The 14,404-nt window shown below is 63.2% G+C and carries 14 protein-coding genes; 6 read left to right on the top strand and 8 right to left on the bottom strand.

Annotated features, from left to right (window positions below; all coding sequences use genetic code 11):
* The 4 genes from QZ522_RS12600 to cobU form a co-directional block, all read right to left on the bottom strand.
* Positions 1-1,026: YifB family Mg chelatase-like AAA ATPase (locus QZ522_RS12600; RefSeq protein ID WP_294611969.1), on the bottom strand; the 1,026-nt coding region annotated here is incomplete at its 3' end.
* 107 nt (positions 1,027-1,133) lie between these two features.
* Positions 1,134-2,012, bottom strand: coding sequence for a glutathione S-transferase N-terminal domain-containing protein (locus QZ522_RS12605; protein ID WP_294611971.1), 879 nt, complete (start codon positions 2,010-2,012; stop codon positions 1,134-1,136).
* A 58-nt stretch (positions 2,013-2,070) separates the two neighbouring features.
* A complete protein-coding gene (locus tag QZ522_RS12610) occupies positions 2,071-2,643 on the bottom strand; it encodes a histidine phosphatase family protein (RefSeq protein ID WP_294611973.1) in 573 nt (190 codons plus the stop codon).
* The gene (gene cobU / locus QZ522_RS12615; protein ID WP_294612006.1) at positions 2,640-3,170 is read right to left on the bottom strand and encodes a bifunctional adenosylcobinamide kinase/adenosylcobinamide-phosphate guanylyltransferase; all 531 of its coding nucleotides are present in this window, start codon (positions 3,168-3,170) and stop codon (positions 2,640-2,642) included. Before cobU ends, QZ522_RS12610 begins: the two co-directional genes overlap by 4 nt.
* A 104-nt stretch (positions 3,171-3,274) precedes the next feature.
* Between cobU and QZ522_RS12620 the strand changes: the two genes are divergently transcribed.
* The 6 genes from QZ522_RS12620 (at position 3,275) to QZ522_RS12645 (ending at position 9,811) form a co-directional block, all read left to right on the top strand.
* Positions 3,275-4,153 (top strand): RNA polymerase factor sigma-32, encoded by an 879-nt coding sequence (locus QZ522_RS12620; protein WP_294611975.1) that lies wholly within the window; start codon positions 3,275-3,277, stop codon positions 4,151-4,153.
* Positions 4,150-4,920 carry a ChaN family lipoprotein gene (locus QZ522_RS12625; protein WP_294611978.1) on the top strand — a complete coding sequence of 257 codons (771 nt, stop codon included), beginning with the start codon at positions 4,150-4,152 and terminating at the stop codon, positions 4,918-4,920. The genes QZ522_RS12620 and QZ522_RS12625 overlap by 4 nt, the downstream gene beginning before the upstream one ends.
* 116 nt (positions 4,921-5,036) lie before the next feature.
* Positions 5,037-6,239, top strand: coding sequence for a bifunctional phosphopantothenoylcysteine decarboxylase/phosphopantothenate--cysteine ligase CoaBC (gene coaBC / locus QZ522_RS12630; protein WP_294611981.1), 1,203 nt, complete (start codon positions 5,037-5,039; stop codon positions 6,237-6,239).
* Positions 6,240-6,268: 29 nt separating this feature from the next.
* A complete protein-coding gene (gene dut, locus QZ522_RS12635) occupies positions 6,269-6,730 on the top strand; it encodes a dUTP diphosphatase (protein WP_294611985.1) in 462 nt (153 codons plus the stop codon).
* The gene (locus QZ522_RS12640) at positions 6,730-7,821 is read left to right on the top strand and encodes a HesA/MoeB/ThiF family protein (RefSeq protein ID WP_294611988.1); all 1,092 of its coding nucleotides are present in this window, start codon (positions 6,730-6,732) and stop codon (positions 7,819-7,821) included. Before dut ends, QZ522_RS12640 begins: the two co-directional genes overlap by 1 nt.
* On the top strand, positions 7,799-9,811 hold the full coding sequence (locus QZ522_RS12645) for a M3 family metallopeptidase (protein WP_294611991.1): 2,013 nt from the start codon (positions 7,799-7,801) through the stop codon (positions 9,809-9,811). Before QZ522_RS12640 ends, QZ522_RS12645 begins: the two co-directional genes overlap by 23 nt.
* 95 nt (positions 9,812-9,906) lie before the next feature.
* On the opposite strand, the gene QZ522_RS12650 is transcribed toward QZ522_RS12645, so the two are convergent.
* The 4 genes from QZ522_RS12650 to QZ522_RS12665 form a co-directional block, all read right to left on the bottom strand.
* Entirely contained in the window at positions 9,907-11,403 is a 1,497-nt protein-coding gene (locus QZ522_RS12650; protein WP_294611994.1) for a phosphomannomutase/phosphoglucomutase, read from the bottom strand.
* Positions 11,404-11,420: 17 nt separating this feature from the next.
* Positions 11,421-12,254 (bottom strand): 3-deoxy-8-phosphooctulonate synthase, encoded by an 834-nt coding sequence (gene kdsA / locus QZ522_RS12655; protein ID WP_294611997.1) that lies wholly within the window; start codon positions 12,252-12,254, stop codon positions 11,421-11,423.
* 2 nt (positions 12,255-12,256) lie between these two features.
* Positions 12,257-13,921: a capsule biosynthesis protein gene (locus QZ522_RS12660; RefSeq protein ID WP_294612000.1), complete on the bottom strand. Its 1,665-nt coding sequence runs from the start codon at positions 13,919-13,921 to the stop codon at positions 12,257-12,259.
* The coding region (locus QZ522_RS12665) for an ABC transporter (RefSeq protein WP_294612003.1) at positions 13,899-14,404 on the bottom strand (506 nt) is incomplete at its 5' end. The genes QZ522_RS12660 and QZ522_RS12665, both read right to left, overlap by 23 nt.

A 14,404-nucleotide genomic window follows, 5' to 3' on the forward strand; every position in this document is an offset into this window, starting at 1 on the left:
GGCGGCCACCAGCATGAACCGGCAGGGATATTTCACATGGGCGTTGGCGCGCGCGACCATGACCTCGCCGGTCTCGATCGGCTGGCGCAGGGTTTCCAGAACGCCGCGGGGGAATTCGGGAAACTCATCCATGAACAGAACGCCGTTATGGGCCAGGCTGATTTCGCCGGGGCTGGCGCGGCGACCACCGCCGACAATCGCTGCCATCGAAGCGGTGTGATGGGGTTCGCGAAAGGGGCGCGTGCGGCTGATGCCGCCCTCGTTTAACAGCCCGGCCAGCGAGTGGATCATCGAGGTTTCCAGCGCTTCGGCCGGGGTAAGCGGCGGCAGGATGCCCGGCAGACGCGCCGCCAGCATGGATTTGCCAGAGCCGGGCGTGCCGACCATCATCAGGTGGTGGCGCCCTGCCGCAGCGATTTCGAGTGCGCGCTTGGCACGTTCCTGGCCTTTGACATCCCGCAGATCGCGCCCTGGAGGGGGCGCGATTACCTCACCGGGATCGGCAGGCGGGATCGGTGCCTGACCGGTGTAGTGGCGGACCACATCGGCCAGGTTGGCCGCGCCGATCACCTGAACCGAGCCGACCCACGCGGCCTCGGGGCCCGAGGCCCTAGGGCAGAGCAGCATCCGGCCCTCTTCGGCGGCGGTCATGGCGGCGGGCAGGGCGCCAAGAACCGCAATCAGGGATCCGTCGAGCGACAGTTCGCCAAGGGCCATGGTCCCCTCGACGGCGTCCTTCGGGACGATTTCGAGGGCGGCCAGAAGGGCAAGCGCGATCGGCAGGTCGAAATGGCTGCCTTCTTTCGGCATATCGGCGGGTGAGAGGTTGATGGTGATACGTTTGGACGGCAGGGCGATCGCCATGGACGACAGCGCCGTGCGCACCCGGTCGCGGGCCTCGGAGACAGCCTTGTCCGGCAGGCCGACCAGTGAAAACGCGGGAAGTCCGGGGGTGACGGCGCATTGCACCTCGACCGGTTTGGCCTCGACCCCTTCAAAGGCCACCGTATAGGCGCGTGCGACCATGCCTCTCCCCGATCCCGCATTGAAACATGGTTAATGCCTAGCGCGCAGGTGGTTTAAGAAAGGTTAAAGTCCCCGGGGAGTATTTCTGGAAAGATGAAAGTTGGGGGCTAGTTCGCGTCACGCAGCGCGGTAAAGGCGGGCCATGCATCGGGGTCGGCGGTGGTTTTGTCGCGGCAAAACGCGTTGCAGAATCCGAAAATTCGGCCCTCTGTCTGCATCAGATGCGTGACGGGATTGCCCGAATAAGGGCATCTGTCATTTTCCGGCGTGCCGGTGTCCAGCGCCTTTGCCGGGCGCGGGGCGGGGCCGGGCCAGTCGGTTGTGGCATGATCGCGGGCATAGCGATCGAGGTGGCCGCCATGCACAAGTCCCATGGCGCGCCAGCGGCGAAAGGCGGGATCGTTCAGGTGGGCCGTGACATAGGCGCGGGCCGAGTCCGACACCGGAAGGCTATACCCCGCAATCCGCGCCGCCACGGGGGCAAAGAATGCATCCGCCGCGCTATAGTCGCCACAAAGCCAAGGGCCCGCAGGCCTTGTCGCGCTGCGGGCGTGATCCCAGATCAGGTCGAGCCGGGCAAGGTCGGCGAGAAGCGCCGCAGAGGGGGAAACCCCGCGATAGGCAAGGCGCATGTTCATCGGGCAATCGTTGCGCAGGGTGGTGAAGCCAGCATGCATCTCGGCGGCAAGGGTGCGCGCCGTGGCGCGCGCCAGGGGATCGCCTGGCCAGAGGCCCGCCTCTGGGTGCCGGCTGGCCAGTTCTTCGGCCATGGCGAGCGATTCCGATACGACCGCGCCCTCGGGCGTTATCAGGGTCGGCACCGTGCGCGCCGGGGGGACGTCGGCAAGTTGATCGGCGACGCTTGCGGCGGCGTTGAAATCGAGCAGCCGGGTTTCATAGGGCAGGCCGAAGCGATCAAGCAGAAGCCAGCCGCGCAATGACCAGGAGGAATAGGCGAAATCGCCGAGGATAAGCTGATATGTCATCGGGTCAGTCTAGCCGGCGGGGCGGGCTGCGCATAACGAAAATACGTGCGGGGCATCATCACGGAAGGTGATTTATTGTCCGGGCCCGCCAGCGGTCGCCTTGCCAGTGCAGTTCCGTCACCGAGAGGTTCTCGATCCGGTGGGCGAAGGCGTCATAGGCGCTGAGCGAGAGGGCCTGTTGCACCTGTGTCAGGATTGCGCCGAAGTGGGCGACGGCGATGATATCGCGACCGGGATGGGCGGCCAAAAGGCGGGCAGCGCTGGCGCTGACGCGGTTTGAAACCTGATGCCAGCTTTCGCCGCCGGGGGGCGCGATGTCGCCCGGTTGTTCCCAGAAGGCGCGCAGGTGGTCCTGATCTGCGACCTTGTCAAACACCTGCAATTCCCAGTCACCGAAATGGATTTCGCGCAGGTCGGGATCATCGGGAAGGCGGGTGCGCCTGCCAGTGATCGCATCGGCGGTGGCGCGGGCGCGTATCAGATCTGACGAGATCACAAGCGCATCCTCTGGAAGATGCGCCGAAAGGCGCGCAATCTGTGCGGTGTCACTCAGGTCGGCCGGCAAATCGGACCAGCCGACCATGGATTTCGCATGGGTCGGCCCGTGCCGAACCCAGTAGAACCGGCTCATGGCAGGTGGCCCTTCAGGACCTGCGGCAAACCGGCGATGACGTTGACGACAAGCGAGGCCTCTGCCGCAAGCCGCTGATTCAAACGGCCCTGCGCCTCGCGAAAGCGGCGGGCGAGGGCGTTCTCGGGAACGACCGAGAGGCCGACCTCGTTGCTGACCACCACCACCGGGGCGGCGCATTGCGTGAGTGCCGCGAAGAGGGCGGTTTCGGCCGCTGCAAAATCGCTCTCGGCCAGCATGTGATTGCTGAGCCACATGGTGGCGCAATCCAGAAGCACCGCCTCGTCGGCGCGCGCGCCTGCCAGCGCCGGCGCAAGATCCAGCGGTGCCTCGATCGTGCGCCAGCCGTCGCCGCGCATGGTTTGATGGCGCTCCACCTTGGCGCGCATTTCGTCGTCAAAGGTCTGAGCCGTGGCCAGATAGGCCCGCGGGCGACCGGATCGCAGGACAAGCCCCTCGGCAAAGGTCGATTTGCCCGAGGCGGCCCCGCCCAGAACCAAGGTTAAATCCGGCAGAGTCAGCACCAGCGCCCCCACTTATTTTGATCCGATCCAATGGATGATCCGTAGCACCCTGCGAGAAACCAAGAAAGGGCGCAAATGTCTGATGCCGCCTGACAGGGGGAAATAGGATGCCACTTGACGCACCGCAAAGCAGTTCCATGGCCCGCACGGCAATGAAAGCGGAAATGCTGGATGCCGAGACCGAATTGGCGCTGGCCTATGCCTGGCGCGACCGGCGTGACGAAGAGGCGCTTCACCGGCTGATCACCGCCTATATGCGGCTGGCGATTTCAATGGCGTCAAAATTCCGCCGCTACGGTGCGCCGATGAGCGACCTTATCCAAGAAGCCGGCCTTGGCCTTATGAAGGCGGCGGACAAGTTCGATCCGGATCGGGGCGTGCGGTTTTCGACCTATGCGGTCTGGTGGATCAAGGCCAGCATTCAGGACTATGTGATGCGCAACTGGTCTATGGTGCGCACCGGCAGCACCAGCAGCCAGAAATCGCTGTTTTTCAACATGCGTCGCGTTCAGGCCCGGCTTGAACGCGAGGCAATGGCCAATGGGGAAGAGCTTGATGGCCATCAGCTGCGCGAGATGATCGCGCATGAGGTCGGTGTACCGCTGCGCGATGTCGAGATGATGCAGGGGCGGCTCTCGGGGTCTGACTTTTCGCTGAATGCCACGCAGTCCTCAGAGGATGAGGGGCGCGAGTGGATCGACACGCTTGAGGATGACGGCCCGCGCGGCGATCAGCTTGTCGAGCAGGATCATGATTTGGGCGCATTGCGGCTGTGGCTTACCGATGCGATGCAAAATCTCAATGAGCGCGAGCGGTTCATCGTGCGCGAACGCAAGTTGCGCGATGCGCCGCGCACCCTTGAAAGCCTTGGCACCGAGCTTGACCTGTCCAAGGAACGGGTGCGCCAGCTTGAAGCGGCGGCGTTTCAGAAAATGCGCAAACACCTTGAAAAGCATGGGGCCGAGGTGCACAACCTGTTGGCATGATCCCGCAAGTTGCCGCTTTTCTTCTTGGCCTGAGCATGGCCCTGCCTGTGACGGCACAGGATGTCTTGGTTATTGGTGAGGTTCATGACAACCCGGCCCATCATGCGGTTCAGGCCAATCGGGTCGAACACTTAAAGCCAGCCGCGATCGTGTTTGAAATGCTCACGCCCGCGCAGGCGGCGCGCGTGACACCCGCCTTGCGCGGCGATCGGGCGGCGTTGGAGGCGGCGCTTGACTGGGGCGAAAGCGGCTGGCCCGATTTCGCGATGTATCATCCGATTTTCACCGCCGCCCCAGAGGCCGCCATCTATGGCGCACTTGTCCCAAGGGCGAAAGCGCGCGCGGTTCTTGAGGCGGGTCTTGCAGCCAGTTTCGGGCCGGATGCGGGGCGTTTCGGACTGGATCATCCGTTGTCCGTTGACGAACAGGAGGCCCGCGAAGCCATGCAGATGGCGGCGCATTGTGACGCGATTCCGGATGCTATCCTGCCCGGCATGGTCGACATCCAGCGCCTGCGCGATGCCGTTCTGGCGCGGGCGGTGATCGAGGCCCTTGAGGAAACGGGCGGGCCGGTGGCGGTGATCACCGGCAATGGTCACGCGCGGCGCGACTGGGGCATGCCTGCGATCCTGTCGTCTGCGCGTACCGGGCTTGACCTGCATGTTGTCGGGCAGACCGAAGACGACCGCCCGCTTGAGGGGGTATTCGATGAGGTCATCTCGGCTGATGCGGTGGATCGGCCCGACCCCTGCGCGGCCTTCAGGTAGCTATTCGCGCCCTTTCCTGCGCGCCTCGCGAAACAGGCGTTGGCCGCGGCGCGCTGCCCCTTGTCACCCCGAGGGCCACGCCCTAGTGTCTGAACGGCTGAACAAGGAACGCGCCCATGCTGGAAAAAAAACGCATTCTTCTGATCATTGGGGGCGGTATTGCAGCGTTCAAATCGCTTGACCTGATCCGGCGTCTGCGCGAGCAGGGCGCAGTCGTGACGCCTGTTTTGACCGCTGCGGGAGCGCAATTCGTCACGCCTTTGTCGGTCTCGGCGCTGGCCGGGCGCAAGGTGTATCAGGACCTGTTCGATCTCACGGACGAGGCCGAGATGGGCCATATCGAGCTAAGCCGAAGTGCTGACCTTATCGTGGTCGCCCCGGCCACAGCCGATCTGATGGCGAAGATGGCGGGCGGTCGGGCGGATGATCTCGCCGCGACGCTGTTGTTGGCCACGGATACGCCGGTTCTGATTGCGCCTTCGATGAATGTGCGGATGTGGCAGCATGCGGCGACGCAGCGCAATCTTGCGGTGCTTCGTGGCGATGGTATCGGTTTTGTCGGTCCCAATGAGGGCGATATGGCCTGCGGCGAGCACGGGCCGGGGCGCATGGCCGAGGTGCCGGAAATTGTTGCCGCTGTGCACGCGGCCCTGACCGATGGCCCCCTGAAGGGGCGCCGCGTGCTGGTCACCTCTGGCCCCACGCACGAGCCGATTGATCCGGTGCGCTATATCGCCAATCGTTCGTCCGGTGCGCAGGGCACGGCCCTGGCCCGCGCGCTGAGCGCGCTTGGGGCCGAGGTTGTTTTTGTCACCGGCCCCGCCAGCGTGCCGCCGCCCGACGGGGTTGAGGTGGTGCGTGTCGAGACCGCGAAAGAGATGCTTGCGGCGGTCGAGGCTGCGCTTCCGGTCGAAGCCGCGATTTTTGCCGCTGCCGTGGCCGATTGGCATGTGGCCGGGGCGAGCGAGTCGAAGCTCAAGAAAACCAAGGGCGGGCTGCCCAGGCTGGAGTTTGCCGAAAACCCGGACATCCTGGCGCGCGTCAGCCAGATGAAGGCCGGGCGGCCGGGGCTTGTGGTCGGCTTTGCCGCCGAAACCGATGACGTGATCGAAAACGCCACGGCCAAGCGCGCGCGCAAGGGCTGTGACTGGATCGTCGCCAATGATGTGGGGTATGGCACCGGCATCATGGGGGGCACCGAAAACGCGGTCACCCTCATTCGTGCCGAGAGTGCCGAAGCCTGGCCCCGGATGCCAAAGGCCGAGGTCGCGCAAAAGCTTGCCGAGCGGATCGCCCAGGCGCTTCCGGGCGGAGATTGAGTATTTATGGAAAGATGAAAGTGGGGCCTTTGCTTACCGTTTCAATGGTGTGGGAAGAGGCGGCGGACCGGTCGCTTGGTTTGCCGTCATACGAGACTGCGGGGGCGGCGGGGGCCGATCTGCGCGCGAATTTTCCTGCGGAGGGGCGTGGTGGGCTGACGCTTGCTCCGGGGGCGCGGGCGCTTGTGCCGACGGGGCTGCGGCTGGCCATTCCGGTGGGGTTTGAGGTGCAGATCAGGCCACGCTCGGGTCTGGCGCTCAAGCATGGGATCACCCTGCCAAACAGCCCCGGTACGATTGACGCCGATTATCGTGGACCCTTGGGCGTGATCTTGATGAATGCCGGACAGGAGGCGTTTCATATAGACCACGGCGCGCGGATTGCACAAATGGTAGTTGCACCCGTGGTGCAGGCGCGTTTTGAGCTGGTTGAAACGCTTGACGAGACCACGCGCGGGCAGGGCGGGTTTGGATCGACCGGGGTATCCTGATGATGCTGGTTTTGATCATGGCGGCGGTGCTTTGGGGCATCGGGGCGGCGCTTGGCACGCCCCGGCGGTTGCGCTGGGGCATGATCGGTGTGTTGTGGCTGGCGGTAGTCGGGCTTCACCTGTTGTTGCCGCAGGGGCACCCGCTGCGCCTTGCCACGGGCGAGAGTGCCGCGCTTTGGCTGATGCTGGGAGGAGCGGTCGCGATCGGCTTTGTTTACCGTGCCGGATTGGGCCGGTTGCGGGCGCGGGCGCGGGCGAAGGAACAAGCCGATGCGACAGGCAGGAACGGCGATACAGGGCGCAAACCGCTTTTCAGCGAGGCCGAACTTGACCGCTATGCCCGCCATATCGTGTTGCGTGAAATCGGCGGGCCGGGGCAAAAGGCCCTGAAGGAGGCGCGGGTTCTTGTGATCGGCGCGGGCGGGCTTGGCTCGCCCGTGCTGCTTTATCTTGCGGCGGCGGGGGTTGGCGTGATTGGGGTTATCGACGATGACGAGGTCGACAATTCCAACCTTCAGCGCCAGGTGATCCACCGCGATGAGGATATCGGCCTGCCCAAGGTGCAGTCGGCCGCCGCGGCGATGCATGCGCAGAACCCGCATGTGACGGTGCGTCCCTATCAGCGGCGCCTGACGCCCGAGATCGCGCAGGAACTTTTCGCCGATTATGATCTGATCCTTGACGGAACGGATAATTTCGCGACCCGCTACCTTTCCAATCGCATTGCCGCAGAATTGTCTATCCCGTTGATTTCCGGCGCTTTGTCGCAATGGGAAGGTCAGCTGAGCGTGTTTGATCCGGCGCGCGGCGCGCCCTGTTACCAGTGCATCTTTCCAGAGGCCCCGGCGCCGGGCCTTGCGCCGTCCTGTTCCGAGGCGGGCGTGTTGGGGCCCTTGCCGGGGGTTGTCGGTGCGATGATGGCGGGCGAGGCGATCAAGATCATCACCGGGGCGGGGCAGGCGCTGCGCGGTGAGATGCTGATCTATGACGCGCTTTACGGCGAGAGCCGCAAGATCGGGCTGAGCCCAAGAGAAACCTGCCCGATCTGTGGCACCAAAGGAGAACGCGATGACAAACCCGTTGCTGGCTGAGTGGAAGACACCGTTTGATCTGGCGCCTTTCGCGGCGATCGGGGACGAGGATTTCGCGCCTGCCTTCGAGGTGGCGCTGAGTGCCGCGCGCGCCGAGATCGAGGCGATTGCCGCCAATCCCGAGGCGCCGACATTCGCCAATACGATCGAGGCGCTGGAGGCCTCGGGCAAGGATCTTGACCGGGTGCTATCGGTGTTCTTCACGCTGGCCGGGGCCGACAGCAATCCAAGGCGTCAGGAATTGCAACGCGATTTCGGCCCGAAACTGGCGGCGCATTCTTCGGAGGTCTACGGCAACAAGGCGCTTTTTGCGCGGATCGAGACACTCTGGGCGGCGCGCGAGACGCTTGCGTTGACGCCGGAGCAGGCTCGGGTCCTGATGCTGAGCCATCGCGGCTTTCGCCGGGCGGGGGCGGGACTTGACGGGGCAGAAGACAGGCGCATGCGCGAGATCATGTCGCGGCTGTCGGTTCTGGGCACGGCGTTTACGCAAAACCTGCTGGCGGATGAGGCCGCTTGGCATATGGAGTTGTCCGAGGACGATCTTGCCGGGCTTCCGGATTTCGTGGTGGATACGGCGCGTGCGGCGGGGCAGGAAAAGGGCCTTGCGGGGCCGGTTGTCACGCTGTCGCGCTCGTTGATCACGCCGTTTTTGCAATTCTCGCCACGCCGCGATTTGCGTCGGCGCGCGTTTCAGGCCTGGGCGGCGCGTGGCGCCAATGGCGGCGAGGGGGACAATCGTGCCGTCGCCGAAGAGATCCTTGCCCTGCGCGCCGAGCGGGCGCGGCTTTTGGACTATGACAGCTTTGCGGCCTTCAAGCTTGAAACCGAAATGGCCAAGACGCCCGAGGCGGCGCGTGAGCTGTTGATGGCGGTCTGGGAGCCGGCCAAGGTGCAGGCCGAGGCGGATGCAGAGGTGTTGACCGCGATGTTGCGCGACGATGGCATCAATGGCACGCTTGAGCCATGGGACTGGCGCTATTACGCGGAAAAGCGGCGACAGGCCGAGCACGATTTGCAGGAAACGGCGTTAAAGCCGTACCTGTCGCTGGAGCGGATGATCGAGGCGGCGTTCGGCTGTGCCAACCGGTTGTTCGGGCTGGAATTCAAGGCGCTGGATGTGCCGCTTTATCATGCCGATTGCCGCGCCTGGGAAGTGACGCGCGGGGGCAAGCATGTGGCGGTGTTTATCGGCGACTATTTCGCACGCGGCTCAAAGCGCTCCGGGGCCTGGTGTTCGGCGATGCGGGGGCAGGCGAAATGGCCCGAGGTGCAGGGGCCGGTGGTGATCAACGTATGCAATTTCGCCAAGGGAAACCCGGCGTTGTTGTCTTACGACGATGCGCGCACGCTGTTTCATGAATTCGGCCATGCGCTGCATCAGATGCTGTCGGATGTGACCTATGAAAGTGTGTCGGGCACATCGGTGGCGCGTGATTTCGTCGAATTGCCGAGTCAGCTTTACGAGCATTGGCTTGAGGTGCCGGAGGTGCTTGAGCAATACGCGACCCATGTGGAAACCGGCGCGGCGATGCCACGTGACCTGCTTGACAAGATGCTGAAGGCGACGAATTTCGACATGGGGTTTCAGACGGTGGAATATGTTGCCTCGGCGCTGGTCGATCTGGCGTTTCACGAGGGGGCGCCACCCGCGGACCTTATGGCGCGGCAGGCCGAAGTTCTGGACGAGTTGGGCATGCCACAGGCGATCACCATGCGCCACGCCAGCCCGCATTTCGCGCATGTGTTCTCGGGCGACGGATATTCCAGCGGCTATTACAGCTATATGTGGTCGGAGGTGATGGATGCCGACGCCTTTGCCGCCTTTGAAGAGGCCGGCGGCGCCTTTGATCCGGAGCGCGCCCGCGCGCTTGAGGCGCATATCCTGTCGCGCGGCGGATCAGAGGATGCCGAGGTCCTCTATTGCGCGTTTCGCGGGCGGCTTCCCGGAGTCGAGGCGCTTTTGAAGGGGCGCGGTCTGGCGGCCTAGGTCGGGCGTTTTATGTTCGGATCACCTTTGGCGATCCGACCGGATGGGGGGCGCTGCCCCCCACACCCCCCGGGATATTTAGGGCAAGAAGAAAGTCAGATCGTCTGATCGTAATCGCCGACCAGCGGTTCGGTACGGATGACCGCATCGATATCGGCAAAGATGGCGCGCATTTCGGACTCGGATTGCGAGCTTTCGCAGACCACCACCAGATTGGGGGTGTTGGATGAGGCGCGCACCAATCCCCAACTGCCGTTGTCGAGAATGACGCGCGCGCCGTTGACGGTGACCACCTCTTTGATCGGGTGGCCTGCCAGCGGTTCGCCGGCCTCGTGTTTGGCGACCAGTTTGGCGACCAGCCGGTCGAGCACGGCGTATTTTTCGGTATCGGCGCAATAGGGCGACATGGTCGGTGTGGCCCAGGTTTGCGGCAGGGCGCGGCGCAGGTCGGACATCGACATATCGGGGTTGCGATCCATCAGCTTGCAGATTTCCACCGCGACGCGCAGGCCGCAATCATAGCCCCGGCCAATTGGCTCGGCGAGGAAGTAGTGACCGGATTTTTCAAACCCCGCCAGCGCGCCCAGCTCTTTGACGCGGCGTTTCATGTGGCTGTGGCCGGTTTTCCAGTAATCCGCCTTGACCCCGTTCCTGATCAACTCGGGATCGGAGGCAAACAGCCCGGTCGATTTGACATCGGCCACGAAGGTGGCGCCGGGGTAGAGTTTCGAGAGGTCACGGGCCATGATCACGCCCACCTTGTCGGCGAAGATTTCCTCGCCCTCGTCATCGACCACGCCGCAGCGGTCGCCGTCACCGTCAAAGCCGAGCGCGAAATCGGCACCCGTGGCGCGCACGCTGGCGGCCATGTCATGCAGCATTTCCATTGCTTCGGGGTTCGGATTGTAATGCGGGAATGTATAATCCAGCGTGTTATGGCTTGGTACCACCTCGACGCCGATGCGTTCAAACAGCTCTGGTGCAAAGGCCGATGCGGTGCCGTTGCCGGTGGCGCAGACCACGCGCAGTTTGCGGCTCATGCGGAAATCTCCGACGAGGTCGTCAAGATAGGCCTCGCGCACACCGTCGACGAATTCATAGGCACCGCCGGGGCGCGGCACGCCGCGGCCCTCAAGCACGATGTCGCGCAGTTCCGACATCTCGTCGGGGCCATGGGTCAGGGGGCGCTCAAAGCCCATCTTGACCCCGGTCCAGCCATTTGGGTTATGGCTTGCGGTGACCATGGCGACGGCGGGCACATCAAGGTGGAACTGCGAAAAATAGGCCATCGGGCTAACCGCAGGGCCGATGTCCTTGACGGTAATCCCGGCCTGCATCAGGCCAAGCATCAGCGCGTTCTTGATCGACAGGGAATAGTCGCGATAGTCATTGGCGACCGCGATGACCGGGGCGATGCCGCGTGCCTGCATCTGGGTGCCAAGACCAAGGCCAAGCGCTGTGATCCCCGGCAGGTTGATCTGGTCGGGGTATTTCCAGCGGGCGTCATATTCGCGAAACCCCGTGGGGGTGATCATCGCATCGCGCAGGAATTCCCAGGTGTTCGGGGCGACATCGGGCCTTGGTTTGGTCACGGCAATCTCTCTGTCTGTCAAAGGTGGATCGGGTTGGCCTTGGCCAGCCGATCAAATTGCATCAACGTGCTGATCAGTTCGGGCATCTGCGCCAGCGGGATCATGTTGGGCCCATCCGAGGGCGCGTTATCCGGGTCTTCGTGGGTTTCGATGAAGACCGCGGCAACGCCAAGCGAGACCGCAGCGCGCGCCATGACGGGCGCAAATTCGCGCTGTCCGCCGGTCGAACCGCCCTTGCCACCGGGTTGTTGCACCGAATGGGTGGCATCCATCACCACCGGATATCCGGTGGCGGCCATCTGCGGCAATCCACGCATGTCGGCGACAAGGGTGTTATAGCCAAACGAGGTGCCGCGTTCGGTCAGCATGATCCGGGTATTGCCGGTGCTTTCAATCTTGGACACGACGTTGGGCATGTCCCAGGGCGCCAGGAACTGGCCTTTTTTGACATTGACCACGGTGCCGGTTTCGCCCGCGGCGATCAGAAGGTCGGTCTGGCGGCAGAGAAAGGCAGGGATCTGCAACACGTCAGCAACCTCGGCCACCGGCGCGCATTGATCGGGCAGGTGGATGTCGGTCAACACCGCCAGCCCGAGCGCCTCCTTGACCGATTGCAATACCTTGAGACCTTCGTCAACGCCAAGCCCGCGCTTTCCCGAAAGCGAGGTGCGGTTGGCCTTGTCAAAGCTGCCCTTGAAGATCAGCTGTGCACCGAAGGCGGCGCAGGCCTCTTGCAGGGTGCCGGCGATCATCTGGGCGTGGTCGGTGGATTCAAGCTGGCATGGGCCGGCAATCAGCGTCAGGGGCCGGTCATTGGCAATGGCAAGCCCGTTCAATTCGATTGTTTTCATCTTTATGACGATACCTGTTCACGCAGTACGGATGCGGTAAGTGAGATCATCAGGTAGATACCAGAAAAGATCAGGAAGGCCAGTATCGTGTTTTCAAAGGCCCGCGGATAAGACGCATCCTGCGAGGGCAGGGGGCGCACGCTGACCGTGAGATAGCGGACCTGCTTGTTGGCCTCGATTTCAGACTGGCGCTTGGCTTCGAGGGCCGATTGCAGCACCAGATCGGCGGTTGCCAGATCGGCCTGGGCCATCTGGATCGCGGCGGTTTTGGACGCCAGAGAGCTTCCGCCATCGGTTGCCTGCGTCAGGCGGGCCTTTTGCCTTGCAAGCTCGGATTGAAGGATCTCAATCTCGCTTTCAAGCGCCTCGACCTTTGCGCGATTGGGCCGGGCGTTGTTGAGCTGAACGTTGAGGGCCAGCTGCTTTTCCTGCAACTGAAGTTCGACTGTGCTGATCAGGCTGCGGATGCCAGCGATCTCGCCTTCGGGATCAAGAATGCTGCCTTCCTGCAATGACACAAGCATCTGCTGCGCAGAGCGGCGATCGGCCTTGGCCTGATCGAGGCTTTCGATCGCGGTCTTGACGGCATCCTGGCGCTTTTCCTGGCTAAGCTCGTCAACGCGTTCTTCGGCATAGGCGATCAGGTGTTCGGAGAACTCGGCACTGACCGCAGGGTCGGCGGTGGACACTTCCATACGGATGACGCCCTCAGTCGGATCATAGCCGAGTTTGACGTATTTCTTGTAGAGGCTATAGGCGGATTCATTGCTTGCATCCGGCTCCAGCCGCTGAAGCGCGTCGATCCAGGGCTGGCTGAAATGGGCGCGAAAGCCGACATCGGCGTCAAGCCGGAGCATCGCATCCTTGGATTGCAGATATTCCTGCGTGGCAATAGCATCCTGCCCGGTGGCGAACTGGCTTGGCAACAGACCGCCAAGCCGGCCGCCGCTTCCGCCGCCATCGGCAGACAGGATCAGAAAGGCGGATTTGGTCGAATACATCGGCGTTGCGATCGCATAGAAATAATAGCCCACCACAATCGTCGGCAGCATCACAAAGGCCATCAGCCGCGACATCAACAGCATAAGCTTTCGGCGGCGGCGGCGGCTGATATCGCGCTGGATCGCCATGATTTCTTCGGCGCGCCGGTCGGCCGGGCTCAGGTCGGTGCTGGGCAGGGTCTGGCGGGCCATCGGCATGGTCTGCGGCAGTTGCACGCGATGGTCAGACCCGACCGCACCCTCTGCCACAGCGTCGCCGGGATTGGCCTGGGCCCGCCCGTCGGTGGCGACAAGCTCAAGGATATTGGCGCGCTGGAACGGATCTATGCCACGCACCCGCAACAGACGCACAGCATCGAAATCCGAGGTCGGGGCAAGCCCGTGCTTCTGCGCCATACGCCGCGCCATGCGCAATTGCCGACCGGTCAGACCCTCTTTGCGGATCTCGTCAATCGTCTGGGCGCTGTTCATTTCGCGCGCCGACGTGACCTGGCCGTGATGTATTTCGGCCCCGGCCTGCGGCGTAGGGGGCGTGTCGGTTTGTGGGGCGGGGGATTGCGCGGCGGCAGTGTCGACCGGCGCCACAAAGGGCGCCGTGGCGTCGGCCTGCTGTGGCGCGGGGTTGCGCCTGATGCGGAATTTTCTAGCCTTGGGTTTCGTAGTCATAAAGGTGCTTCGCCTCTTCCAAGGTATCAAACATATACAGTTGCCCGCCCATCAGAACCGCAGCAGAGCGGGCGAATTTTTCAAGCGTCTCGGGTTGGTGCGAGACGATGATCACAGTCGTGGTGCGCAAGCGCTCTTTCAGGATTTCACCGGCTTTGCGGTTGAATTCAACATCCGTTGAGCCGGGCATGCCCTCGTCAATCAGGTACATATCGAAATCAAGCGCCAGCATCAGCGAAAACGTGAACCGCGCCCGCATCCCCGATGAATAGGTGCCAAGCGGCTGGTCGAAATATTCGCCCAGATTGCACATCCAGCGGCAGAAGGATTCGATGTAATCGGGATCAAGCCCGTAGAGCCTTGCGATATAGCGGGAATTCTCAAGCGCCGAGAGGCGGTTGATCACCCCGCCCATGAAGCCAAGTGGAAACGAAATCCGACACTCGCGCCGGATCACGCCTTCGTCCGGCTTTTCCAGGCCCG

The sequence above is a fragment of the uncultured Roseovarius sp. genome (assembly GCF_913054395.1).
Classification (GTDB): Bacteria; Pseudomonadota; Alphaproteobacteria; order Rhodobacterales; family Rhodobacteraceae; genus Roseovarius.